General features: G+C 27.5%; 27 protein-coding genes, 1 tRNA gene and 1 pseudogene. 25 read left to right on the forward strand and 4 right to left on the reverse strand.

Annotation, left to right across the window (positions count from 1 at the left end; genetic code table 11):
• Positions 1–20 precede the first annotated feature (20 nt).
• From dnaG to G324_RS0104550, 6 genes are all read left to right on the forward strand, one after another.
• Positions 21–1748, forward strand: a complete 1728-nt coding sequence (gene dnaG / locus G324_RS07295) for a DNA primase (RefSeq protein ID WP_162146903.1) — start codon at positions 21–23, stop codon at positions 1746–1748.
• Positions 1745–2998: an RNA polymerase sigma factor RpoD gene (gene rpoD, locus G324_RS0104530; RefSeq protein WP_162146904.1), complete on the forward strand. Its 1254-nt coding sequence runs from the start codon at positions 1745–1747 to the stop codon at positions 2996–2998. The genes dnaG and rpoD overlap by 4 nt, the downstream gene beginning before the upstream one ends.
• A complete protein-coding gene (locus G324_RS07300; protein WP_025725209.1) occupies positions 2995–3612 on the forward strand; it encodes a tRNA (adenine(22)-N(1))-methyltransferase in 618 nt (205 codons plus the stop codon). The genes rpoD and G324_RS07300 overlap by 4 nt, the downstream gene beginning before the upstream one ends.
• A gap of 74 nt (positions 3613–3686) precedes the next feature.
• Positions 3687–5438, forward strand: coding sequence for an ABC transporter ATP-binding protein (locus tag G324_RS07880; RefSeq protein WP_162146905.1), 1752 nt, complete (start codon positions 3687–3689; stop codon positions 5436–5438).
• The gene (locus G324_RS0104545; RefSeq protein ID WP_025725211.1) at positions 5435–7246 is read left to right on the forward strand and encodes an ABC transporter ATP-binding protein; all 1812 of its coding nucleotides are present in this window, start codon (positions 5435–5437) and stop codon (positions 7244–7246) included. The genes G324_RS07880 and G324_RS0104545 overlap by 4 nt, the downstream gene beginning before the upstream one ends.
• Before the next feature lie 54 nt (positions 7247–7300).
• Positions 7301–7377: transfer RNA gene (locus G324_RS0104550), tRNA-Arg, on the forward strand.
• A gap of 6 nt (positions 7378–7383) precedes the next feature.
• On the opposite strand, the gene G324_RS0104555 is transcribed toward G324_RS0104550, so the two are convergent.
• Positions 7384–8616: an IS3 family transposase gene (locus G324_RS0104555; protein ID WP_025725212.1), complete on the reverse strand. Its 1233-nt coding sequence runs from the start codon at positions 8614–8616 to the stop codon at positions 7384–7386.
• 145 nt (positions 8617–8761) lie between these two features.
• On the opposite strand from G324_RS0104555, the gene G324_RS0104560 reads away from it, so the two are divergent.
• The 14 genes and pseudogenes from G324_RS0104560 to G324_RS0104620 all read left to right on the forward strand — a co-directional run bounded on the left by G324_RS0104560 (position 8762) and on the right by G324_RS0104620 (position 17134).
• Complete coding sequence (locus G324_RS0104560; protein ID WP_025725213.1) at positions 8762–9208, forward strand: hypothetical protein; 447 nt, start codon at positions 8762–8764, stop codon at positions 9206–9208.
• On the forward strand, positions 9198–9410 hold the full coding sequence (locus G324_RS0104565) for a PF20097 family protein (RefSeq protein WP_025725214.1): 213 nt from the start codon (positions 9198–9200) through the stop codon (positions 9408–9410). The genes G324_RS0104560 and G324_RS0104565 overlap by 11 nt, the downstream gene beginning before the upstream one ends.
• Positions 9411–9941: 531 nt before the next feature.
• Positions 9942–10214, forward strand: a complete 273-nt coding sequence (locus G324_RS0104570; protein WP_156921278.1) for a hypothetical protein — start codon at positions 9942–9944, stop codon at positions 10212–10214.
• Positions 10215–10285: 71 nt separating this feature from the next.
• Positions 10286–10528 (forward strand): hypothetical protein, encoded by a 243-nt coding sequence (locus G324_RS08030; RefSeq protein WP_162146906.1) that lies wholly within the window; start codon positions 10286–10288, stop codon positions 10526–10528.
• A 5-nt stretch (positions 10529–10533) separates the two neighbouring features.
• A complete protein-coding gene (locus G324_RS08035; protein ID WP_162146907.1) occupies positions 10534–10698 on the forward strand; it encodes a hypothetical protein in 165 nt (54 codons plus the stop codon).
• Positions 10699–10843: 145 nt separating this feature from the next.
• Positions 10844–10975: pseudogene (locus G324_RS08185) on the forward strand (hypothetical protein); the annotation flags it as partial.
• A gap of 56 nt (positions 10976–11031) precedes the next feature.
• Entirely contained in the window at positions 11032–11553 is a 522-nt protein-coding gene (locus G324_RS07705; protein WP_162146908.1) for an RNA polymerase sigma factor, read from the forward strand.
• Positions 11540–12160, forward strand: a complete 621-nt coding sequence (locus G324_RS0104590; RefSeq protein ID WP_025725218.1) for a hypothetical protein — start codon at positions 11540–11542, stop codon at positions 12158–12160. The genes G324_RS07705 and G324_RS0104590 overlap by 14 nt, the downstream gene beginning before the upstream one ends.
• A gap of 64 nt (positions 12161–12224) precedes the next feature.
• Positions 12225–13625 carry a hypothetical protein gene (locus G324_RS0104595; RefSeq protein WP_162146909.1) on the forward strand — a complete coding sequence of 467 codons (1401 nt, stop codon included), beginning with the start codon at positions 12225–12227 and terminating at the stop codon, positions 13623–13625.
• Positions 13626–14474: 849 nt separating this feature from the next.
• The gene (locus G324_RS0104600) at positions 14475–14993 is read left to right on the forward strand and encodes a hypothetical protein (RefSeq protein ID WP_025725220.1); all 519 of its coding nucleotides are present in this window, start codon (positions 14475–14477) and stop codon (positions 14991–14993) included.
• A gap of 73 nt (positions 14994–15066) precedes the next feature.
• Positions 15067–15216 (forward strand): ATP-binding cassette domain-containing protein, encoded by a 150-nt coding sequence (locus G324_RS07885; RefSeq protein WP_245587892.1) that lies wholly within the window; start codon positions 15067–15069, stop codon positions 15214–15216.
• Between the two features lie 115 nt (positions 15217–15331).
• The gene (locus G324_RS0104610; protein ID WP_025725221.1) at positions 15332–16240 is read left to right on the forward strand and encodes an epoxyqueuosine reductase; all 909 of its coding nucleotides are present in this window, start codon (positions 15332–15334) and stop codon (positions 16238–16240) included.
• A 39-nt stretch (positions 16241–16279) separates the two neighbouring features.
• Positions 16280–16516 (forward strand): PF20097 family protein, encoded by a 237-nt coding sequence (locus G324_RS0104615; RefSeq protein WP_025725222.1) that lies wholly within the window; start codon positions 16280–16282, stop codon positions 16514–16516.
• Positions 16517–16579: 63 nt separating this feature from the next.
• Positions 16580–17134 carry an NUDIX hydrolase gene (locus tag G324_RS0104620; RefSeq protein WP_025725223.1) on the forward strand — a complete coding sequence of 185 codons (555 nt, stop codon included), beginning with the start codon at positions 16580–16582 and terminating at the stop codon, positions 17132–17134.
• 27 nt (positions 17135–17161) lie between these two features.
• Here G324_RS0104620 and G324_RS07710 read toward each other — a convergent pair whose 3' ends face one another.
• Entirely contained in the window at positions 17162–17860 is a 699-nt protein-coding gene (locus G324_RS07710; RefSeq protein WP_025725224.1) for a DUF2238 domain-containing protein, read from the reverse strand.
• 228 nt (positions 17861–18088) lie between these two features.
• Between G324_RS07710 and G324_RS0104630 the strand changes: the two genes are divergently transcribed.
• Together G324_RS0104630 and rsmH are read left to right on the forward strand one after the other, a co-directional pair.
• Positions 18089–19129 (forward strand): mechanosensitive ion channel family protein, encoded by a 1041-nt coding sequence (locus G324_RS0104630; RefSeq protein WP_025725225.1) that lies wholly within the window; start codon positions 18089–18091, stop codon positions 19127–19129.
• A 68-nt stretch (positions 19130–19197) separates the two neighbouring features.
• A complete protein-coding gene (gene rsmH / locus G324_RS0104635) occupies positions 19198–20232 on the forward strand; it encodes a 16S rRNA (cytosine(1402)-N(4))-methyltransferase RsmH (protein ID WP_025725226.1) in 1035 nt (344 codons plus the stop codon).
• A 55-nt stretch (positions 20233–20287) separates the two neighbouring features.
• Here rsmH and G324_RS0104640 read toward each other — a convergent pair whose 3' ends face one another.
• Both G324_RS0104640 and G324_RS0104645 read right to left on the reverse strand, forming a co-directional pair.
• Positions 20288–21142 carry a DegV family protein gene (locus tag G324_RS0104640; RefSeq protein ID WP_025725227.1) on the reverse strand — a complete coding sequence of 285 codons (855 nt, stop codon included), beginning with the start codon at positions 21140–21142 and terminating at the stop codon, positions 20288–20290.
• A gap of 21 nt (positions 21143–21163) precedes the next feature.
• On the reverse strand, positions 21164–21700 hold the full coding sequence (locus tag G324_RS0104645; RefSeq protein WP_025725228.1) for a DUF1836 domain-containing protein: 537 nt from the start codon (positions 21698–21700) through the stop codon (positions 21164–21166).
• Between the two features lie 204 nt (positions 21701–21904).
• On the opposite strand from G324_RS0104645, the gene G324_RS0104650 reads away from it, so the two are divergent.
• The 3 genes from G324_RS0104650 to G324_RS0104660 all read left to right on the forward strand — a co-directional run bounded on the left by G324_RS0104650 (position 21905) and on the right by G324_RS0104660 (position 24733).
• Positions 21905–22282 (forward strand): SdpI family protein, encoded by a 378-nt coding sequence (locus tag G324_RS0104650; protein ID WP_025725229.1) that lies wholly within the window; start codon positions 21905–21907, stop codon positions 22280–22282.
• A gap of 102 nt (positions 22283–22384) precedes the next feature.
• Positions 22385–23698 (forward strand): ArsB/NhaD family transporter, encoded by a 1314-nt coding sequence (locus G324_RS0104655; RefSeq protein WP_025725230.1) that lies wholly within the window; start codon positions 22385–22387, stop codon positions 23696–23698.
• A 120-nt stretch (positions 23699–23818) separates the two neighbouring features.
• On the forward strand, positions 23819–24733 hold the full coding sequence (locus tag G324_RS0104660) for a GGDEF domain-containing protein (RefSeq protein ID WP_025725231.1): 915 nt from the start codon (positions 23819–23821) through the stop codon (positions 24731–24733).
• The last annotated feature ends 36 nt before the right edge of the window (positions 24734–24769 follow it).

Here is a 24769-nt window from a genome sequence, read left to right on the forward strand (position 1 = left end):
AAAAATAAAAGGAGAAAATGATGGATCAGAATCTATATGCAAAAATCAATCAAGAAACAGATATAGTTTCACTGGTCTCTGAATATGTAGATTTAACCAAACGTGGTAAAAACTACATGGGATTATGTCCTTTTCATGATGAAAAATCCCCATCATTTTCAGTAACCCCTGATAAACAACTAGCATATTGTTTTGGTTGCCACAAAGGTGGTTCACCCATAAACTTTTTATCTCAAATTAAAAACATTAGCACACATGAAGCAGCTGTTATATTAGGTAAGAGAATAGGCATTACATTTTCTAATGAACCAGTTATTAAAGATCCACTAGAAAATTTATATAACCTTATGAAAGATGCATCAAGTTTTTACCAGTTTGCTCTTAAAAATACAGATTCTGGTAAAATAGCGCTTGATTATTTAAATCAAAGAAAAATAGATGATGACATCTTAAATCATTTTGAAATAGGTTATGCACCGGATCAAGTTGATAGTTTATATAAAATGTTAAGATCCAAAAAGTATAGTGTAACTGATATGATGACTTTAGGATTAGTTAAACAAAACGAAGAAGGTATATACTATGATGTATTTAGAAATCGTATAACCTTTCCGATTAAAGATCAAAAAGGTGCAATTATAGGTTTTTCAGCTAGAGCATTAAATAAGAATGAAAAAGCAAAATACATAAACTCCACTGAAACACCAATCTTTAAAAAAGGTGAACAACTCTATCATTATAGTGATTCCATCACCAGTTCAATCAAACAAAAACATGTCATTTTACATGAAGGATTCTTTGATGTAATTGCATCATATAAAGCCGGATTTAATGCAAGTGTTGCAACAATGGGAACAGCACTTACAAGTGATCAGGTAAAACTACTCAAACGCATTACAAACCATGTAGTTATCGCATATGATGGTGATAGTGCAGGTATTGATGCAACCTTAAAAGTTATACCACTGCTTAAAAATGAGAAAGTAAATGTTTCAATTCTAAATTTACCAAATAAGATGGATCCAGATGATTATATACTTAAACATGGTAAAGAAAAATATCATAAACTGTTTGATAAATTATTAGATGCTTACCAATTTGGCTATATGGAATATCAAAAAGGTAGAGACTTTACAAAAGCAGATGCAATTACTGCATTTAAAAAAGATATGCAATATTTACTTAAAAATGCAGATCCTACAATTATTGATCTTTATGAAAGAAAATCATTTGACGAATTAGGTATACAACTTTTAATTGGTAATAACTATTCAAAATTACCGATAAAAGAAAAACAAATACCTAGACAAATGATTAATAGAGCAGAAAGAGCAATAGATACAATATTAATTAACTTACTTAAAGAAAATAAATACTATCATAAAATCAAGGATAATATTTCATTAACACATATTAATAATCCTGAAAAACGAAAGTTATATAAAGATTTACTATATTATTATGAAATCAATCCAAACACTGCACTAGATATTAACCTTTTTATGCAAGGTTACTCCAAACAAACTGAGTTAATTAAATCATACATTGAAACAACTGATTATAAAAATAATTTATTAATAGAAGATGATAATCAGTTTCAAAATATATTTAAACATATCACGGACTATCAAATTCAATTAGAAATTAATAGTCATATCAAAGCAATCGAAGTGTTAGAAGATGAATCCAAAGAAGCATATCATCTAAAACAAATCGAACAATTAAGAAAGCAGGTAAAAAACATATGAGTTTAAAACCGATAATTACTAAATTAACAAAAAAAGCAGGCAAGAAGAAAACACTTGTACAATCAGATTTAGCAGAATTTGTAGAACTAGATTCTGATGATTACTTTGAACTAGAAAAAGAACTAGCAGCACTTGAAATAGATGTGTTATTAGACGATGATGATCAAGAAGATTCTGTAGATGATTTGTTTGATGAAGAAGATATTGACGTTGATAAAGACGTTGAAGATGAACCAGATGAATTATCATTATCTAGTTTAGAAGTCGAAGAAGTTCAAGAAGAAGAATTATTAAACATCGAAGCAATCCCTTCTAGTATTAAAGTAGATGACCCTGTACGTATGTATCTAAAAGAAATTGGTCAAATTCCTTTATTAAATATTGATCAAGAACGTAAATACGCAATTATGGTATATGAAGGACGTGTGGCATTAGAACAGCTAGAAGCAGTTAGAAATGGTGAAGTTGAACTGGATGATAAAGATGTTGAATCATTAGAAGAAACAATCAGAAAAGGCCATTATGCTAAGGAAAAATTAGTAGAAGCCAACTACCGTTTAGTTGTAAGTATTGCTAAAAAATATACTCAAAGAGGCTTATTATTCTTAGATTTAATTCAAGAAGGAAATATGGGCTTAATGCGTGCTGTTGACAAGTTTGATTACGAAAAAGGATTTAAATTTTCAACATATGCAACATGGTGGATTCGCCAAGCAATTACACGTGCAGTAGCAGACCAAGCAAGAACAATTCGTATTCCAGTACATATGGTTGAAACAATTAATAAGATGATTCGTATTCAACGCCAACTTGTACAAGAATTAGGTCGTGATGCAACCATTGAAGAAATTGCTGAAAAGATGGATATTACACCTGAAAAAGTTCAAAACATTCAAAGAATTGCTAAAGAACCAATTTCACTAGAAGCACCAGTTGGTGAAGAAGAAGATTCTTCATTAGGCGATTTTATTAGTGATCCAAATGCACTAAATCCACATGATTATATGATGCAAGAAATGGTTAAAAAAACATTAGATGAAGTCTTAGAAACATTAACAGATAGAGAAGAAAAAGTTCTAAGACTGCGTTATGGTCTACTTGATGGTAAAACACATACACTTGAAGAAGTCGGTAAAGAATTTGGTGTAACGCGTGAAAGAATTCGTCAAATTGAAGCTAAAGCTTTAAGAAAACTAAGAAGTCCACAACGTCAAAATAAATTAAAAGAGTTCTATATTTCAAGAAAATGAACCGAATAGACTTTATTACATCCCTTTTAAAAGGTTATGATACAGTTTTAGATATTGGTGCAGATCATGGACTAGTTATTAAAAAAGCAATTGATTTAGGTTACATTAAAAATGGTATTGCTGCAGATATTAATAAGGGTCCTTTAAATCATGCTAAAAAAAATCTAACAGGTTATCCTGTTAGGTTTTATTTATCTGATGGATTTAAAAAAATAGATGCAGACTATGATTTAGCTGTCATTACTGGTATGGGTTCAAGACTCATCATAGATATTCTAAAACATGCAAAATTAGATAGAACATATATATTGGGTGCAAATGAAAAAGTAGAAATTCTTAGATCATGGCTTGTTTCAAATAATTATGAAATTATTGATGAATATATCATTTATGACGGCTTTTATTATGTATTTTTAAAGGTTAAAAAGGGTCAAATGAATTTATCAGATAGTGATTTATATGTTGGACCAATACTTAAAAATAAAGTTGAAGCAACCCAGTATTTTAAACACAAAAAAGACCATTTCTTATCCCTATTAAATAAAGTTCATGGTAAAAAATATGATGAATTTCATACAATCTACACATATTTTAATGAAGTATTAAAAAAATAATGCATGGCTTAATAATATTAAGCCTTTTTTTTGGTATAATAAATTTTACAACAAGAAAGAGAATTTGATAACTTATGATTAAATCATTTAGATTTTTAAAGCCATATTTTTGGTGGGTCATCTTAATATTTATATTAGTAGCATTTAGAGCAGTTACAAACCTTGCTCTACCTTTTTTTCTAGGTGAACTCATTAATGACATGATTAGCAGTCAGTTAAGTATGCAGGATAAATATAATAGTATTATTATGAATGGCCTTTTAATGTTTGGTACAACAATCCTTGGTATAGGTGCAATACTAACCTCAGGATTTTTAGAGTCAAGAGTATCTAGCGCTTATGGTAGAGACTTAAGAAATGCTTTATACGAAAAGGTACAAAAGTTTTCTATGAAGGAGATGGATAAGTTTACAACGTCTTCTTTAATTACACGTACAACAAATGATATTCAATCACTTCAAACAATGATTGCCCAACTTCTAAGAAGTGTCATTATGGCACCAATTATGGCAATTGGTGGACTTATTATGGCATATGTGAAAAGCCCTAATTTAACTGTGTTTTTATTTATTTCAATTGCAGTTATTATTATCTTTTTAACAGTCCTTTTATTTATAGCAATTCCTAAATTTAAAACAATTCAAAAACTTATTGATAAAATGAATTTAGTTACACGTGAAAATTTAAGTGGATTACGTGTTGTACGTGCATTTAATACCCAAAAAATGCAAGCTAAAAAATCTAAAGATGTTGCCAAAGAAGCAATGGATAGAAATATTTTAGTTAATCGTATATTTAACTCGATTTGGCCAGTATTAGGCTTAATTATGCAACTTACAACAGCAATGTTATATTTTGTTGCAGTAGATCAAGGATTAATCTCCTTAAATTCAGTATTTGAACCAGGAGATATTTCTGCAATTGTTCAATATGCATCTCAAGCTTTAATGAACTTTATGTTTATAACTATGATACTTACAATGATTCCTAGAGCAGCAATTTCTGCAAGAAGAATTATGCAAGTTATTGATTCTGATGTATCTATAAACGATCCAGCAAATCCGTTACCCATTAAAGAGGTTAAAGGTCGCATTGAATTTGATAACGTAACGTTTAAGTATCCTGATGCAGATGAACCTGTTTTAAGTCATATATCATTTGTTGCAAATCCGGGTGAGGTCACAGCATTTATTGGTTCAACAGGAAGTGGTAAATCAACACTCATTAACTTAATTCCAAGATTTTATGACCCAACATCAGGTCGTATACTTATGGATGATGTAGATATTACTTTATATAATCAAAATGACTATTTAAAGCATATTGGTTATGTTCCACAAAAGGGTAATCTTTTTAAAGGTACAATTGAATCAAATATTGCGTTTGGTCAAGACATTACTAATGAGAGTGCTGTAAAAAAGGCTGCTCAAATTGCACAAGCAGAAAGTTTTATTGAAAACCTTGATGATAAATACAAATCACCAATTACCCAAGGTGGTACAAATGTTTCAGGTGGTCAACGACAAAGATTATCTATTGCAAGAGCTATTGCTAAGAATCCGAAAATATATATATTTGACGATTCATTTTCTGCATTAGACTATAAAACAGATTTAAACCTAAGAAATGCTTTAAAGGAAAATATAGAAGCTACAATTTTAATTGTTGCACAAAGAATTAATAGTATAAAAAATGCTGATAAGATAGTTGTTCTTGATAAAGGCATTATTGCAGGAATTGGTACGCATGATGAGTTAATGAAATCATCAACTGTTTACCGTGAAATTGCTGAATCTCAATTAAGTCAGGAGGAACTTCTTAGATGAACAGAAGACATGCAAATTTTGAAAATAGAAAAGCAAATGACTTTTGGGGTACACTTAAAAGATTACTTAATTATTTGAAAAAAGATAAATATATTGTTATTATGGCTGCAATATTTTCGATTATCACAGCATTAATTACTGTATTTACACCAATTTTATCGGGTAAGTTATTAACAAGTATTGAACTAATTTGGAGTGGTAAGGATCCACTTGGGATTATTGATTTATTTGGTTTAAAACTAAATTTTAATGAAGTATTGATTGGATTAATTATGACAGCATCCCTTTCGTTTTTATTAGGGCTCAGTCAAGGATATCTACTTATAGGAGTTACTCAGCGTCTGACCTTTAAAATGAGATCAGATTTAGCAGACAAAATTAATACCTTACCATTAAACTTTTTTGATAAACATAAAACAGGTGACATATTATCACGTGTGACTAATGATGTAGATACAATTAACCAAACCCTTACTCAAAGTATTTCAGAAATTTTTAGATCATTTACACTCGTAGCTTCGATACTTATTATTATGTTTATTATGCGTTGGGACTTAGCACTGATTACGACAGTATCTGTTGTATTATCCTTTTATGTTGCCTCTAAATTCGTTAAACTATCACAAAGATACTTTAAGCAAGCAGCAAAAAATACAGGCGATATGAGTGGACATATTGAAGAAGTTTACCATGGTCATCAAGTCGTTAAAGTATTTAATCATCAAAAACAATCAAAAGATGAATTTGATGAAATTAATAATAGAATTTATGAAACATCATGGAAGGCACAGTTTGTATCTTCAATTATGGTGCCAATTCAATTTTTATTTACCAATATGGCATTTATTGCTGTTGCTATGATTGGTGGGTACTTACTCATGACAGATCCACTTTTTGAAGTAGGATTTATTATGACCTTCATTATGTATGCAAGACAGGTTGCTCAACCAATCTTATCTATTGGTCAAACAGCATCAGTTCTTCAACAAACAGCTGCATCAGCTGAAAGAATATTTTTCATTATGGATGCAGAATCTGAAAGTGATGAGTCATCAATACCAAATAAACTTAAAACAATTAAAGGACAAGTGGAATTTAGAAATGTCCATTTTAGTTATATTAAAGATACACCAGTAATTCAAGGCCTATCAGCGGTTATTAAACCTGGACAGATGGTTGCTATTGTTGGACCTACTGGGGCAGGTAAAACAACCCTTGTTAATTTACTTATGAGATTTTATGAACTGGACCAAGGTTCGATACTAATTGATGGTGTAGATATTAAAGATATGAAACGTGAAGAAGTAAGAAGTTACTTTGGTATGGTCTTACAAGATTCTTGGATCTTTGAAGGTTCAGTTTTAGATAACATTAAGTATGGTTCAGAAGATAAGACTTTAGAGGATGTAGAACAGGCAGCCAAAGCTGCACAAACTGATCACTTTATTCATTCATTATCTGATAATTATAATTTTATACTATCTGAAGATGGACAAAATATTAGCCAAGGCCAAAGACAATTAATTACAATTTCAAGAGCAATGTTAGCAGACAAACCAATGCTAATTCTAGATGAGGCAACATCATCAGTTGATACCCGTACTGAAATATTAATTCAAAAAGCGATGGACCGTTTGATGAAGGGTAGAACTGCATTTGTTATTGCCCATAGATTGTCAACAATTAAAAATGCAGATGTTATATTTGTTGTAAAAGACGGTAATATTATCGAACAAGGTGACCACAACACCCTTATAAATAAAGGTGGATTTTACGCACAATTATATAATTCACAATTTGAGTCATAAAAGGCTTTACATTCAGCAATGAATAAGTTATAATATTTATTGCTGACTTGAAGTGTCCGAATAGCTCAGCTGGATAGAGCAATAGCCTTCTAAGCTATCGGTCGGGGGTTCGAATCCCTCTTCGGACGCCATCATGACTATAGTAAGACTTTCGAACCCTTTTGGTTAAATTGACCGGAGGAGAAAGTCTTTTTTATTTCAGAAAATAAACTGGATTGTTCGCTTGACTGCGTAGTCAATCCAGTTTTTATCATATATTGCCTTTCAAAACCATTCGGTGTTTGACCGTTCAAGTGATGGTGTGGTCTAAAGTCATTATAAAAATCCACATGTTCATCAACAGAAATCATTAATTCTTCAAGCGTTTTATAGTCATTCAAATATATTTCCTCACTTTTAAAGTGAGAGAAGAAAGATTCAACTACAGCATTTTCTGTAGGCCGTGCTGTTTTTGAATAAGAAGGAATTAATTTTAATGATTTTAACAATGATCTGTATTTAAAAGAGGTATAATTAGAACCTCTATCACTATGTACAATTACATTTTCTGGTTGGTTTCTATTCTCATAAGCATCTTTTAAAGTATTGATTACTAGTTTAGTATTATTTTTACAATGCACTCTATATCCAATGACTTTTCTAGAGAAAAAATCTAAAATTACACAAATAAAAAATGGATTACCTAAAACACTAACTTCAGTAACGTCAGTTGTCCACGCTTCATTTGGATTATTTCGAGTAAAGTTTTTACCAATTAGGTTTTTTAAATATAAATTCTTACTTTCAATTTGACTTATATCTTTTTTCTTTTTCTTGCCAAGAATGGGTTTAATATTTAGTTCATCCATTAAATGTTTAGATTTTTTATTTGAAATTGTATAACCTTCATTTCTAAGTACTTGAGCTATTTTTATTGAACCAAATCTTTGTCTACTTTTATTATATACTTCCATAACTAAAGGCCTTAAAAAGTTATCATTTTTAATGTTGAACTTTTCTTCCACACGACGATTTAAATGATTGTAAAATGTCCCTACACTTACATCTAGAATTCTACACATCGTCTTAACTGGATATATGTTGTAATATTTTTCAATTGCATTTAACTTAACATGTCTTGGAGAACTTGGGAGGCATTCTAAACTCTTATAAATCTCAAGTTCAATTTTCATTTTTTCATGCTCTTTACAAAGAAATGAATATTTTTTTCTAAGGCTTTTTAAATCATCGTATTCAATTTCTAATCTTGTAGGTCTTAACCAATCGTTAATAGTAGTTTTTGAATAACCATATTTATCTATTAAATCTTTAGTGGTAAAACCATTCTTAAAATCATCTATTATTTTCAACTTAATAGCATTAGTATTCATTTTAATGTTCACTTCCTTTAACTAAATATCTATTATACATTTTTAAAATGAAATTGTTAATGATATAATTAAGTTGTCTAAGTTTAACAAATCAAGAAAATCATTGCTTATAATGATATTTAATAACAAAGAGGTGTTAATAGAAATGAAAAAATTAGATAAAGCTATAATCCTCTTACTATCAATAGCAATACTAACTATAGTTATAATAACATTTATAATTCCAGATTTGATTTCATCACCAATTAAAATTACTTTATCATTAATCTTTTACGTATTTATAATCATTGTTATAGTTTATTCCTATAAACTTAATAAAAAAGATAATGATAATTTTTTAGAAATATCAAACCTTATTAAAAATAACGAATTTTTTAAAGCAGAAGAGTATATTAAGGCTAATCTAATAAAATCAAAACATTTAGTAAGTGACATCAAATATAAATTTTTACTTGTTACTCTTGAATTAACTAAAGGCAATCATGATGAATATTATCATAAATCATTTCGTGGTATTTATGATATGATTGATGTATGCTGTAGTAAAGAAATTGCAATCATTCATAAAATGGAGGAATTTTATGAAAATTAAAAACTGCCCCTATTGTAACGGAATTTTAAAAACTGGGAAATTAGTATACCGTTTTGAATTTAGAACTCCAAAGATTATATTTGAAGATGGGACCGAAATAAAAGTTAATACATTTAATCCTTTTAAACATGCAGTTATCAACAAAGTTTTTTATTGTGAGTCATGTCAGGTTATGTTAGCAGATCTAAGTCCTCAAACATAAAAACTACTGCCTAAATACTGGATGGATTAGTCATAATAAATTATCCATAATATTTACATTTAGCTGAGTTCATTATTTGTTCAAATTGAGGGATTCTTTAATAACAATGTAAAAATGAGAGATTATGCAACAAAATCAACACAAATCTATAAAAGAATGCAGCATTATTAACACATGAACTAATGAGTTTGTTGCAAAATCAACACATCAAATATAAAGTATGTTGCAAAATCAACACACCAAGTTGAAAGTATGTAGCATTTCATTTACAGCAAGACATTTTGATAATTACGACAATTTGTCACGTTTCAATTGAAATGTTTTGATAAATTGTCTTTTTTTTATGCTAATAACGGCTAAAATTGAACAAAAACAGGTATTTTTAATTAAAATTTAGATATAAATAATGTCGACAAAGTCGACAAAATACGTGGCATATTTATAAATAAAGTGATAAACTAAAGAAAAACGAGGATGTGATACATTGTATAAAAAATGCTTTTAAAATATGTAGAAGAACATGAGGCGTTCTTGTTTGATGCTGCATACGAACATATTAGACTGTTTAAAGTAATGCCTTATAAAACGTACTTAAAAAATATTGAATTGTTAGTAAATGACGGAAAAATGATTAGAATATCAAAAGGTATTTATGCTATTCCAGATATGTTTGGTAATCATGAATCAGTAATTTCATACTCTACCGATTATCATGGTGGAATGGTTGTTGGTGATAAAATGTATAAATATTTAGAATTAAGCGATTTTGAATCAAAACAAACTATAATATACACAAAAAAATAAGAAAACAATCAAAACAATTAAATGAACTTAACGTTATCCTTAAATACGTAGATTTCCATTTTTCTGACAAATTGATAAAAATTGTTCAAGCGCTTGAGTGCATTGGAAATTATAATGAAATCATCGATATTAATGGACTTAAGTTTGTTGAACTTCTTGATGAGGCAGCTCATCAATATGATGATTTTGTGTTTGAAGATATTGTTAAAGTAATCAAATATCAATACTCAACAGTAAGATGGTTTCATGATTATATAAAACCAAAAATTAAATACGGTGATCCACTTGCTGTTTATGAAAAAATAACGAAATGAGATTCATGTTTAGAAAAAGTCGCTCTAGCTTTGATAAATGGTGCAGATATTATATTGAAGATGCTAGAGATTTGGTGCGTGCACATGATACGTTATTACCTAATGCCCACTTATATCATCAAAATGATAAGGACGGCCTAGATTGGGCAAGAATTATTTATATAAAATAATTGAGATCATCTATGATAAATGGATTTTGATATGCTTCCCTGATGAAGATGTATATTTGAAAAACATAAAAGCTAAAAAGTTGGGAGCAGTCTTAAAAAAACTTAGAACAGATAAAGGTTTACTGTTGGCGGAGTAGCTGATCAGCTTAGAATTAATGAAAGTACACTTAGAAATTATGAACTCGGAAACAGATTACCAAGGATAGAAATTTTGTATGGTTTATCACAAATTTATAATTTATCAGTGAATGACATTATTAAAAATACAATAAAATGAATTTAAGCGAATAATTTTGTTATTTTTTCATCTTATTATATGGAAGAGGTCTTTAAATGAAGCAAAAAGATATTGAATTACTAATACAAAGAAATGAAAAAGCATTTGAAAAACTATATTATAAATATCACAAACTTATTTTTAGTATCATCTATCATAAAGTATTTGATTTTCATGTAACAGAAGAACTTGTCCAAGATACTTTCATTAAAATTATGGAAAGTATTGATCAATATAATGGTGGTAACTTTAAATATTGGATTCTTACAATTGGGAAAAATATTGCCAATATGTACTTAAGGAAAGAAATAAGAAATAAGGAAAAACTTGAAGAATACAGCAAAAATATTTATAAAGAAGAAATCATTGACTATAACGAAATCGCAAGTTTACTATTAAGTGACATAAGAAAACTTGTTGATAATGAAGTTTATGAAATCATTATCATGCATTTAGTTCAAGGACTTAAATTTAAGGAAATTGCAGAAATTAAAAATGAAACAACATCAGCAATTTTAGGTAAATATCACAGAGCAATGAAACTAATAAGAGGTAAAATTGATTATGAAAAATATTGAAAATAAAATTAAAACCGAATATCATCACAAACAGTTAAATATTTTGAAAGATAAAATATCGTTTGAAAAAAATGTTGTTTCTGTTAATAAAAGATCAAAACTATTTATCCCTTCCCTAGTTTCTTTAGTTAGTTCTTTTGCAATATTAATTGTTGCTGTCATACTTTTTATTAATTCTAATGTTAATGATCCAAATGAACATATAATACCAGAAAACGACAATATTGCAATTTCACATTTAGAATCAAACACTAAAAACTATTTAAAAACGCCAATAAAGACAATATTTGATAATGAAAGTGGACTTATTATATCTATTTATTATGGTTTAAAAGAAGATGGTAATAAATTGAATCACTATCTTGTGTTTATGTATGAATCAGAAAAAAACGCTACATTAGAAACAAAAATAACCTCTTTTTATCTTGATGAAGAAAATGAAAGCATTAATGATACTATATTTAGTGAGTCGCTTGATTTTGTTGGTGATAAAGTACATGCAACTGAAACTATAATTACTGATGTACTTGTTGAAATCACGATTAAAGATGACATATTTCAATTCGATTTGAATTTAAGTCAGTACTATGATTTTTTAATGAAATAAAATTTCGAATAAAATCAATTTGTTTGCATCTTATTTAATAGAAAAATAAGGAGGTATATTTAAAATGAAAAAGATATGTTTATTAATTGTGACTTTTTTAAGTATTTTTATAATTGTTTCATGCACCAATGATAATAACTTTAAGGATTTAGATCGTAATTATATGCCAAATAAAGTAACACAGTCATTTACGCTACCAAAAGGTGACTTTGTTTGGACCTCTAACAATGAAGATGTAATTAAAGTAGAAGAAAATCAGGCAATAGTAACTCAAGATGTAGTTGACGTATTAGTTACCTTGTCTGCGTCATCTGATGATAGAAAAGAAAACTTCGATGTTTTAGTCTTAAAAAATGGTAGTGGTCTATCAGTATTTGAAAAAGCGCAAGAATTTATGAAATCTCATAGTGAAATATTAATTGATTTTGAGGGGCTATATATTGATAAACAAATTGATGATCTTTATTTATCATTTGATGACAATCAAAATGACAACAATTCAACACCTACGTATAGCGATGAAGGTGAATATATTTATATAAGCTATTTAGATTTAAATCACCGGTTTTTAAATATCTATTTCAATGAAATGATAGAAGGTGAACTAGTAAGAGTTCATGTTAATGTTATTAAATTAATCTATAGAAATGAAGAAGATATATTTTATAATCTTAGACCGTTTAATACATATTTAGAAGAGGGGATTCAGAAACTATATATTACTAACAAAGGCCAGTTAAATAATTATCTTGAAACACTCAATTTAGATATCGTAGACCAAGAATATTTAACTTATTTAAATGGTATTAAAGAAAGTAGTTATTTTCTTTCTAATAATTCGCTGCTATTAATTAGAATTGTACAAATATCATCAGATAATGAGGTTAGAGTAGGAAACATTAAAATAAAAGATGGTAATTTAATTGTTGATTTAAATGCTAAACATGGTTCAAATGAAGCTATGAGGTTTTGGGATTTTGTAATAGAAATAAAAAATGGCTATTCAGCAATAAAAGATGTTTTAGTTAATGTTAATTATGTTGAGGAATCAAAGTTGTATTTAGAAGCATTTACTTATAACTTTGGCTATTTAGATGAATTAAAAGAAAGATTATTTGTTATTGATTCATTAGAAGATTTAGAAAATTATATTGGTCTTATTGATGAAAACAATGATTATTATGGTGATAGACATTACCACACATTGTATTATAAGCATTTATTAAAATATGATGAATCATATTTTCTTAATAATAAATTAATCTTATTCAATTATAATGCTGGATCTGGAAGTTTCGAATTCGTCTATCAAGATTATAAGTTTATTGGTAATCAACTAATAATCAATTTTAAATCAAATAATCCAATTGTTGGAACAGATGATATTAGACCTTGGAATTTCATCATTGAAGTTAATAAGTTATTAGAATTTGATGAAGTTGATATTAAGATTGGAAATAGATGATGGAGAATAATCCGAACAATAAAATAAGTAAGAAAGAAATTATCAGTGATATTATACATTGAAAAAGGCTATACAAAGCCGTTCATTCGATAGAGTGCATTTTGATTACACACCACTTTTAGTAGGGTGCATTTCATTTACATACCATTTTTTTATGGTAGCATTTCGTTTCGAGCAAGACATCGTGGAATTTAATAATGCTACACTTCGGTGTGGCATTTTTTTATGCTTTTCAAGTATTGATGATATATGTTTGAAGTATTAATGAGGAGGAAATCTAAATTTTATTAAAAAATTCCGTATCTATGTATCTTGGATGAAATTTTAAATTTATAATTAATTTTAATTGAGGGTTTTAAGAAAGGCTATATGAGTTAGATTATAATAACTTACCACTTAAAGTCTATATCAAGGAGTGTTTAAATAAAATTAAATGTTCCAGCTAATATAGGTTTATTATTTAATTCATTGGATAAATCTATCTCATCAATGTTTCTGTTTGGTAAATATAATGATATCAAGATAATTATTTCAGAAATCTTTGAAACAAGTATAAAAAACATATGGCTATAGAATCATTAAACTCGTACTTCAATACTTTTATCAGGTCAAAATAGCCTATAAAACCGTTTTAAAGCTCATGAAATAGCTTCATATCGTTTGTAAGGTAAGAAAAAAGTTGATAAATAGACTTAAAAAAGGACTATTAACTGATCTCATTTGAAATCAACCTTTAAAAAATAGTGTGGTATACAACATCAAAATTGATAGGTCGTACTTTACCATACTATAATTTATATAGATTATTGTGTATAATTGAATTTGACATTAAAATAAAAGGAAGTATTCGTGAAAAAACATACATTATCTATTCGTAAAATCGCATTATTATCAATACTTAGTGCTATATTAATTGTTCAAAAAATTATATTAGGACCAATACCATTTATACAATTGGTATTTTTTCTTATAATTTTTTATACAAGTAAAATTAGTTTTAAGAGTATGTTTTTGGTGATTCTAATATATGTTTTAGTTGATGGTATATCAACATCCAGTCTAAATCTAACTTATACACCTTACATATTTTTAGGACTAATTTTAATTCCATTAACGATGAATACTATCTTTAAAAACATTAAATCACCCTTAGGATTATCTCTTATTGGTATTTTACATGCATTTATATACAGTTGGATATTTATTATACCGATGACAATTATTTATGAAATCGATATATTACTTTACTTATATCAAGACATTTTATATGAATTAGCACTTGCACTATCAACATTTTTAACAACGATTATACTATATCAGCCATTATCTAACTTTTGGGATCTTAAATTAAATGACATTAAATTATAATATTTAATCGGTTTCATACATTAATTCAAATGGTACATGACATAATTAAAGTATTCATAATCGAGGTATATCTATGCCAATAATTAAATTAACTCATGCAGTTGATGACATATTTTTTTCTTTAGATGAAGGAGAAATTGTTTCTTATATTGGAGCTAATGGTACTGGTAAGTCAACAACTATTAAAATGATGTGCAGAAGTAATATTAAAAAAAATATATGAAAAAGACTTATCTAAATATGAAAATGCACGGAGTTAATATAATAAACTATTAAAATAATCAAAAATATATTACAATCTTATGTGGTATGATTAAATATATAAAGGAATGATTCATATGGTATTAGAACGATTAAAAGAGGCATTTGATTTTGTAGGTGTCATTGATACAAATAGATATTTAGACATTAAATTCGATTATAATCTTATTGGTTATGAATCTATTTTTGTTGTTGGTTTAGGATATCCTAATACCTATTTAAAACATGAAAAAGATAAACTTACCGCTTCAATGTATACGTATGGTTATGATTACCATGATGTATTAAAAACACTGATGCATGAATCACTAAAAGATCTTGGTATAGAATATAAGGCACTGGTAGATAATCATACGGTTGATGAGAGAAAATGTTTGGAGTTAACAGGTTTAGCCTTTAAGGGTAAAAACAATTTAATGATCAATAAAAATTTAGGTAGTTTCTTTTTTATAGGTCTTGTTGTTACAAAAAACAAATATCCAGAACTCATCGTTAAAAATAATGATTCCTGTGGTGATTGTACGATTTGTATTAAAGCATGCCCTGTAAAAGCACTTGATGATGGCTTTGATTGGAAAAAATGTATAAGTGGTTATAACCAAGAAAAAAGAAGTTTAACAGATTATGAAATTGAAAAAAATACATTATTAATGGGATGCGATATATGCCAAAGAGTATGTCCTTATAATAAAGGAGTTAACTCTACAAATATTGAAGCATTTCATGCTAAACCAACAGCCTATGTAATTATCAACGATTTATTCGATTTGACTCAAAAAGATTTTAATAAAAAATATGGTAAACATGCTTATGTCTGGCGTGGTAAAACACTCTTATTAAGAAATGCTCTAACAATTTTACTTAGACAAAAAAATACAGCATATAATGATAAAATTAAAGAAACATTAAATGATAAAAAGTATCCAGAATGGTATAAAGTTGATGCAAATAATATATTAGAAAAGTTGGAAAAATTTAAAGTTTAAGTTCATAATTTTAATAAATTTAAAACAAGGAAGTATTACATGGAAAATAATAAATGTCCTTATTGTGGTAACAATCTTATAGAAGGTAAAATATATGGTGAGAGATACCGTTTAAAATGGATGCCTAAAGAAGATAAATTAGCATTGGGTATATGGGTTAAACCAGATCACATCCCACTTGGATATGGTGGCTTTTATGGTGTAAGACCACGCGTTAATAGTAGTTACTGCCAAAACTGTCAAAAAATGATTATAGATTTAAAAAACCAAAAATAAAATTTATAAACCTATACTGGTTAGATGTAAATTTCTAACTATCATCCAAGAAAGAAGAAAAAAATGGAAATTCAAACAATCATTAACTATATACCTAAAAATGAACAAGAACAAAAAGATAAGGATGCTATGATTTTATTTGCTAATAGAAATAAAGATGCATTTTTAAGAAGCAACCTTATAGCACATTTTACAAACTCAGCTATTGTTATTAATAAAGAAAAAACTAAAGTTTTATTTGTCAATCATTTAATTTATAAATCATGGGGCTGGGTTGGTGGTCATAATGATGGCAATACTAATTTTTTAGAAGTAGTTATAAGAGAGGCAATTGAAGAAACAGGGGTTAAAAATGTTTATCCTTTAATTGAAGAACCCATTGCACTTGATAATATATATGTACCTAATCACATTAAAAATGGTCAATATATAGGTGATCATATTCATATGAATTTAACCTTTGTATTAGTAGCTGATGAAAAAGATGAGCTGACTACAAAAGTTGATGAAAACAGTGGGGTAAGATGGTTTTTAATTGATGAAGTGTTAAATCATGTTACAGAATCTCGTATGATTAGCATTTATAATAAGGTATTTAAGGCATTAAAAAATCTGTAATTAAAAAGAGACTTTCGTCTCTTTTTATTAGGATATATATGATTTTTCATATTCATTTATTTTTTGAGCAAATATTAACTCTAGATATGAAGCATCCTTTTTTGAATCAAGATAAATAATAATTGAAGTTATCAGACCACCTAAGAAATTTAAAATAAAGTCTTTCATTGTATCTTTTAAAGCAAATCTTCCAATGAAATCAATATGAGTATTTAATTCCTGAAATCTTTGCATATTTGTTCCAATTAAACCATCAACTGCAAATTCATATATTTCCCAAACTACACCAATGGTTTGTCCAAAGCAAAAGGCTATAAATATTAAAAATACAAAAGGTAGATCATTTAGTTTGTCACCTGATATAAAAATACTAATAACAAATAATCCTATAAAAACTAATAAACCACCATTAAAAAAGTGTGCAAATGAATCGTAACCTGGTATGAGTTGATAGAGTCCTAAGATTAAACCACCAATAAAAGTAGTGACAATAGATAATGATAACATCATATAAAATAAGTAACTCATTTTAATATTAAATAAGGCTAATAGTTCATCTAGGTAGCTATAAAAAAGCAGTATAATAGCGTTAAATAAGGCAATTAATGGTGGCTGTAAGAAGTTGAAATAATCAAGTACATCAAATAAACGAAATAAGTTGATACCGATTAGTATGATTGCTGTAGCTCTAATAAAAGACTTTAAGTATTTTGAAAAAAGTTTCATTTTAAATAACTCTTCCTTTAATGAAATTGGCACATATTTTTTAGTATTTATATTATAAACAAATTAATCAAAATAGTCTAAATAGAACCTAAAAGAGCCTCATTATGTAAAAACTAACAAATTTACATTATAGGATAAATTTATTTAGTGTTGACCTATAGACAACACTTTATAAAAATAAGTAATAATGTTATAATTACATAAAATATACATCAAGGAGTGAAAAAAATGTTACCAACTCTTACAGCGTCGGTTCAATTAAATATTGTTTATACAATACTTGTTATTGTAGGTGTTATTGTATTTTGGATAATTGAGAAATTACTGGTTAAAAAGTATGAAGAAAATATGAATAAGTTTTTATTACTTATAGTATATTTTGTCTTATTTTCCGTATTAATTGTAGCTTTTGGTGGTATCTTAGTTATTTGGAATTTTGATTTATCTACCTATTTTAAAGAAATGTCTTTAGATACACTCACCTTTATTGAAAGTTCCATCGGACATATCATTTCAAGTTTAGTAGTTATATTTATATTATTATTTATTTTAAAAGTAGCTAAAACATCATTAAATAGAGTCGGCTTAAAGTCAAGTGCAAACCAAAGAAGAAAAAGAACAATTGCAAAATTAACTTTAAGTACAATTCGCTATTTATTATCTATACTATCAATATTAATTATTTTAGCTATTTGGGGTGTCAACGTTGTACCAGCATTAGCAGGTTTAGGTATTGCCGGTCTGGTTATTGGATTGGGAGCTCAAAAGTTTATTAATGACCTAATTAGTGGATTCTTTATTGTTTTTGAACATCATTATGATGTAGGTGATACGATAGAAGCAGGTGGATTTCGTGGAGAGGTTACTGAAATCGGACTAAAAACGACTAAATTAAAGAATTTTAAAGGTGAAGTTAAAATTATTGCTAATGGTGATGTCACTACTTTAATTAACCATTCAAAATTGCCATCGTTAGCACTTGTTGAGTTTGGTATTGCATATAGTGAAGATCTTCAAAAAGTTTTTAATATATTAAATGAAGAATTACCAAAATTACAAAGTCAAATGCCTGAAATAATAGAAACACCAAGTGTAACAGGTGTTGTAGAATTATCTGGTTCAAGTATAAATATTAGAGTAACTGCAAAAACACTTAACTTACAACATTTCGGTGTTGAAAGAGCACTAAGAAAACGCATTAAAGAATTACTTGATGATAATCATATTAAATTTGGTTTACCTCAAGTAGTTGTACATAAAACTGAATAATTAAATCATAAATACGTGTCAATATATAATGGCACGTATTTATCTTTAAATGTAAAGGAGATACCATCATGGAAGAAAAAAAACATGTTAGACGTAAAAGATATAAAGGTAAATACCCCAAAAGATTTAGCGAAAAATACAAAGAAATGAATCCGGATAAATACCAAGAAACAGTAGAAAAAGTTATCAAAAAAGGTAATACACCTGCAGGAATGCATAGAAGTATTATGGTTGATGAAATTATTGATTTTTTTAATATTAAGCCAAATGAGATTGGCTTAGATTTAACTGTAGGTTTTGGTGGTCATACTAAAGAGATGTTAGATAAACTTAATCATACAGGTCATATTTATGGTATAGATCAAGATTCATTAGAACTACCTAAAACAAATGAACGATTAACTGCTTTAGGTTATAGTGATAAAGATTTTAGCCTGCATAATATAAATTTTAAAGACTTAGACAAGATAGGTAATCATAAATATGATTTTATACTTGCCGATTTGGGTGTTTCATCCATGCAAATAGATGATCCCAAAAGAGGTTTTTCATTCAGAGAAGATGGTCCTTTAGATTTAAGAATGAATCCAAATATTGGCGTTCCAGCATCCGTTCGTTTACTTGAACTAAGTCAGAAAGAAATTGAAGGGATGTTAATTGAAAACTCAGATGAAATATATGCTAAAGAAATATCTAGTGAGATTACAATTGAAAAACAAAAAGGTAATTTTATTGATACAACCAAAGGACTTTATCAAGTTATATCAAATGCATTAAAAAATCTTCCCAAAGGTATTTATGAAGAACAATTAAAAAAAGCAACCGCCAGAACATTTCAGGCTTTAAGAATAGATGTAAATAGTGAATATGAAGTATTATATGAATTACTAGAAAAATTACCTTTATATTTAAATGAAAATGGAAGGGTAGCAATTATTACATTTCACTCAGGTGAAGATAGATTAGTTAAAAAGGCATTTAAACAATTTTATAATGAAGGCGTATTTAAAATGATTGATGGGCCAATTATCCCTTCAAAAGATGAGGTTTATCAAAACCCGCGTGCAAGATCTGCAAAATTAAGAGTAGCTATTAAAAGTTAAAATTAAAAAGGTAATTAGACTAATTTGTAAAAACATATGTCTAATTACCTTATTTTTATAATTGATTAACTGATACAGCTATACCTAAAGCTTCTGGTCCGGTATGAATTGCTAGTGCTGGTGTAATTGGCAAGATACTAAAGTTTCTTATATTTGGTAAGTTTTCTTTAATCTTTTTTGTAAGTTCTTTTAAATCAAGTTTAGAATCACTATTCATAAGAGCAATATCATAACTTAAACTATCCTTAACAAATTCCTTTGTTTGAGTTATAAGTTGCATAACAGCCTGAAGGTAGCCTCTTTGTTTTTTAATTGTATAATAAATACCTTCATCATTACAAGTGATTACGGGTTTGATTTTAAGTAAGTCTGCAACTGTTGCTGAAACTAAACCAATTCTACCTCCTTTTTTTAAATATACAAGTTTATCAACAGTGAAAAATACTTTTTTAAGTGTTAAACGATCATTAATATTTTGTACGATTTTTTTAAAATCAGTTCCATCTTCAATCATTTTTAGTGCCTCAAGTGAGCTAAAACCACTTGCCATACTAATATTTTTAGTATCTATAAGTTCAATTGTTAAGCCTTGATAATCTTCTGCAATTTGACGAATAATATTCATTGTTCCACTTAAGCCTTTTGATATTGGTATACAAATAACATGCGTAAATCCATCATTTTTTATTTGATCAAACGTAGATTCAATATCTTTAGGACTTGGTAGAGAAGTTGTTACTTTTTTATGATCAATATGACTTAAAACTTCTTTTAAGGATATTTCTTTTTTATCTATATATTCTTTACCATCTATTATGATTCTAAGTGGTAGTACATAAAGTGGCATATTAGGATCTACATTATTTAAATCAGATCCTGAATCTGCTAAGATTGCGATTTTTTCTTTCATTAGTGGGGGCTCCTTTTTATTTTAAATTTCTATTTTTGAAAATAAGTATCTTGATAACATTACAGATGTAAATGCTAATGTTGCTGTCTTAAGTGGTAATAAATCAATTGTTACAGGCATCATATAATAACTTTGATCTGGTGTTTGTAGCAATTCATTCATTGAAGATTTAAGTGATCTTTCTAAAAAATCTATGAATGTATCATAGGCTTCAATCTTTCCTAAAGTGGTTGTTAAATTCATAATACCTTTTTTTACATCATTTAAGTTTCCAACTTGCTTTAAAACAGTTATTGTAATAATAAATGCAAGATGTGATTTACGGTATTTTTTATTCTCTGGTGGGGACATTATTTTTTGTTTTACATAATTATTAATCATGGATGCGGTAACTAATGTGTCTTTTTGGTTATCATGATTAATAAAAATTGTATTTAAATGGCTGTTTACATATGTGATTACTTGCTCAGAGTAAAGTTCTATATTAGGAAGATCATTCCATCTTGGAAGTTTTATTTCATTGATTTTATCAATCCAAGTTTTTATTTCTATATCCATTACATGCCTCTATCTAGTTTATGAAACTAGATTATCACATTTCATAAACTTTATCAAGAAAAACACGTATTTTATATATTTTATGCAAGAAAATACAATATGTTTTTCAAACTGATACAGCTTTAATATAAGATATAGTATATTGATTAGAAAATTTAATAAAAATATAGATTAATGATTATAATATAGTTGGGAGGTATTCTTATGTGGATGATTATATTTTTTGTAATTACAATTAATCTAATTCCGTTAATGATGTTTATTTTTGGTCTGTATTTTCATAAAAGTCCACCTAAAGAAATAAGTGACTATATAGGGTATCGAACAAAATATTCTAAATTAAATCAAGATACTTGGACATTTGCTAATAAATTTATGGGAATATTGTGGTTTAGATTATCTTTTGTTGTACTTGCTTTTTCACTTATACCAATTCCTTTTATATATAATAAAAATCAAGAAGTGATAGCAATCATTTTAGTATCAACTCTACTTGTTCAAACGCTTATACTTATTATTTCAATCATTCCAGTAGAAATTGCTTTGAGAAAACATTTTGATTCAAAAGGAAACAGAAAATAGTTGTTTTTATTTGATTGAAATAATGTATCTAAAAAGGCTCGTTCATAGTATAATTTAAGTTGATGATTTTTTATCAACTTTTATTATAAAGGATATCAATTTATGGTGCTTACTCTAATTATTTCAATGCTTACAATATTTGCATTAATTCTATTTGTAATATATAAACCCGTAGTAAATATAAAAAAAATTCGTGTAGAATCATTTTGGATAATAGCATTAATTGGTGCTTTTTTACTTATATTATTTGGTTTGATTACACCTAAAGAAATTTATGTAGATCTTACAAATAATGAGGGTATGAATCCGATTAAGCTTTTAGTTATATTTTTATCAATGAGTGGACTATCTATTATTTTAGATGTATTAGGTTTTTTTAAGGTTATTTCAAACTATGTTTTAAAAAAAGCAGGAGATAGTCAAATCAAGATATTTATGTATTTATACATTACGGTATCTATACTTACAATTTTTACCTCTAATGATATTATAGTTTTAACATTTACACCGATTATTTGTTACTTTGCCAAACATGCTAAAATTAATCCTTTGCCACTATTAATTACAGAATTTGTTGCAGCAAACACTTGGAGCCTGATGCTAATGATTGGTAACCCCACAAATATTTATTTGGCATCACAATTTAATATTAGTTTTACCGAATATTTAAATGTCATGTTTATACCAACACTTATTACAGGATTGTTTACATTTTTGTTATTATTCATAATTTTTAGAAAATCTTTATTAAAGAAAATTGAACATCAAAATATAGAAGATGTTTACTTTCATCATAAGTTTTTAGTTATATCAACACTTACTCACCTAATCTTATGTACAATATTACTCACAATTTCATCTTATATAAATATTGAAATGTATTTAATATGTTTAATGTTTTTTTTAAGTGCAGTTATATTTATATTTGTTTACCAAAAGGTGAGAAAATTAAAAGACAGTGTACTGTCTCTAACATTTAAAAGGATACCATGGAATCTAATGCCTTTTGTTATTTCAATGTTTATCTTGGTAATGGGTTTAAATAAGTCAAATATTACTGAGCAAATATCAGTTTATTTAAATTTTTTAGATCCTTTATATGGTTATGGATTATCAAGTTTTTTTGCCTCAAACTTAGTTAATAATATACCAATGTCTGTACTTTTTTCTGAAATTTTAAAATATATTTCAATAAGTGATTTTAATTATTTAAACAAAGCGATTTATAGTTCAATAATTGGTTCCAATATAGGAGCATATTTAACACCTATTGGTGCTTTAGCAGGGCTTATGTGGATGCGTCAACTTAAACAAGAAGGCATTGAATTATCCTTTTTAAGGTTTATTAAGTATGGCTTAATTATTGCTATACCTACTATACTTGTTGCATTAATTAGTTTATCTTTCGTTTTATAAAGATGCTATTTAAGTAAAGATTGAAAAACCATTATAAATATGATAAAGTTAAAGTAATCAATCGATTTTTTTAATATTTATATGCTAATGGTTTTTTATTTTTAAATAGAGGGTAAGTATATGGTAAATAAGGAGCTACTTAAGGAAATAGAGTCAAGGTATAAACTAGATGTATTAAATGATTTGATATTTGCAGATAACAGGCAAGTTTATTTTATGTTTGATTTGAAACAAAAACCACTGATGTGTCAACGGATTCATGGTGATTTAAAAATACTTGGTATAAGTCAGATCAATATTATAGAGGCAAGAAAATTACTTGATTTTATTGAGCCGAATAATTTGTTAGCAGAAGTTGAAGGTAAAAACAATTTTATTGAAAACATTGTTAATAAGTTTAATACTTTTGATGATGAGCTTTATTTGTATGTACCAATAAAAAAAGAGGCTAGTCCACTTTGGCTTTATGTTAGATTAAAAAGGTTTCAAGAACAACAAATTGTTTTAGGACAAGTCGTTAGAGTGTATAATGAAACCCCTACAAATATCATACACTATCAAAAAACATATCAAGATAGTCTAACTAGATTATTTAGCCGCGAGACTTTAAAAATGCATATGGATTACTTGAAGAATACAAGAAATTCATATTTTATGTATTTAGATATTGATGGATTTAAAGCCATTAATGACAAATATGGTCACCAGGCAGGCGATAAATTTTTGGTTGATATTGCAAACTTCTTTATTAGTAAATGGGAATATAATGTACTATACTACCGTTTAGGTGGTGATGAGTTTGCTGTTTATTGCTATGATCACAGTGAAGAATCCATTAAAATGCGTGCAAAACAATTAGTCCATGATATTGAGAATTTAAACGATATTACAAAGGAGTTAGCTATAAGTATTTCAGTAGGTATTGTTAAAATTACAGATGATGTTAAAGATTATCATACACTTTTAAATTTAGGGGATGAAATGATGTACCAATCAAAGACAAAAGGCAAAGGTAATTTTACAATATACTCATAAATTCTAATTATATAAAACATTAAATAAGTCAGATTC

The sequence above is a fragment of the Acholeplasma granularum ATCC 19168 genome (genome assembly GCF_000526235.1).
In the GTDB taxonomy this organism is placed as follows: Bacteria; Bacillota_I; Bacilli_A; order Acholeplasmatales; family Acholeplasmataceae; genus Acholeplasma; species Acholeplasma granularum.

Coding starts and splice junctions, on each gene's coding strand:
- dnaG (WP_162146903.1), top strand. CDS start 21: ATGGATCAGAATCTATATGCAAAAATCAATCAAGAAACAGATATAGTT.
- rpoD (WP_162146904.1), top strand. CDS start 1,745: ATGAGTTTAAAACCGATAATTACTAAATTAACAAAAAAAGCAGGCAAG.
- G324_RS07300 (WP_025725209.1), top strand. CDS start 2,995: ATGAACCGAATAGACTTTATTACATCCCTTTTAAAAGGTTATGATACA.
- G324_RS07880 (WP_162146905.1), top strand. CDS start 3,687: ATGATTAAATCATTTAGATTTTTAAAGCCATATTTTTGGTGGGTCATC.
- G324_RS0104545 (WP_025725211.1), top strand. CDS start 5,435: ATGAACAGAAGACATGCAAATTTTGAAAATAGAAAAGCAAATGACTTT.
- G324_RS0104555 (WP_025725212.1), bottom strand. CDS start 8,616: ATGAATACTAATGCTATTAAGTTGAAAATAATAGATGATTTTAAGAAT.
- G324_RS0104560 (WP_025725213.1), top strand. CDS start 8,762: ATGAAAAAATTAGATAAAGCTATAATCCTCTTACTATCAATAGCAATA.
- G324_RS0104565 (WP_025725214.1), top strand. CDS start 9,198: ATGAAAATTAAAAACTGCCCCTATTGTAACGGAATTTTAAAAACTGGG.
- G324_RS08035 (WP_162146907.1), top strand. CDS start 10,534: ATGTTTAGAAAAAGTCGCTCTAGCTTTGATAAATGGTGCAGATATTAT.
- G324_RS07705 (WP_162146908.1), top strand. CDS start 11,032: ATGAAGCAAAAAGATATTGAATTACTAATACAAAGAAATGAAAAAGCA.
- G324_RS0104590 (WP_025725218.1), top strand. CDS start 11,540: ATGAAAAATATTGAAAATAAAATTAAAACCGAATATCATCACAAACAG.
- G324_RS0104595 (WP_162146909.1), top strand. CDS start 12,225: ATGAAAAAGATATGTTTATTAATTGTGACTTTTTTAAGTATTTTTATA.
- G324_RS07885 (WP_245587892.1), top strand. CDS start 15,067: ATGCCAATAATTAAATTAACTCATGCAGTTGATGACATATTTTTTTCT.
- G324_RS0104610 (WP_025725221.1), top strand. CDS start 15,332: ATGGTATTAGAACGATTAAAAGAGGCATTTGATTTTGTAGGTGTCATT.
- G324_RS0104615 (WP_025725222.1), top strand. CDS start 16,280: ATGGAAAATAATAAATGTCCTTATTGTGGTAACAATCTTATAGAAGGT.
- G324_RS0104620 (WP_025725223.1), top strand. CDS start 16,580: ATGGAAATTCAAACAATCATTAACTATATACCTAAAAATGAACAAGAA.
- G324_RS07710 (WP_025725224.1), bottom strand. CDS start 17,860: ATGAAACTTTTTTCAAAATACTTAAAGTCTTTTATTAGAGCTACAGCA.
- G324_RS0104630 (WP_025725225.1), top strand. CDS start 18,089: ATGTTACCAACTCTTACAGCGTCGGTTCAATTAAATATTGTTTATACA.
- rsmH (WP_025725226.1), top strand. CDS start 19,198: ATGGAAGAAAAAAAACATGTTAGACGTAAAAGATATAAAGGTAAATAC.
- G324_RS0104640 (WP_025725227.1), bottom strand. CDS start 21,142: ATGAAAGAAAAAATCGCAATCTTAGCAGATTCAGGATCTGATTTAAAT.
- G324_RS0104645 (WP_025725228.1), bottom strand. CDS start 21,700: ATGGATATAGAAATAAAAACTTGGATTGATAAAATCAATGAAATAAAA.
- G324_RS0104650 (WP_025725229.1), top strand. CDS start 21,905: ATGTGGATGATTATATTTTTTGTAATTACAATTAATCTAATTCCGTTA.
- G324_RS0104655 (WP_025725230.1), top strand. CDS start 22,385: ATGGTGCTTACTCTAATTATTTCAATGCTTACAATATTTGCATTAATT.
- G324_RS0104660 (WP_025725231.1), top strand. CDS start 23,819: ATGGTAAATAAGGAGCTACTTAAGGAAATAGAGTCAAGGTATAAACTA.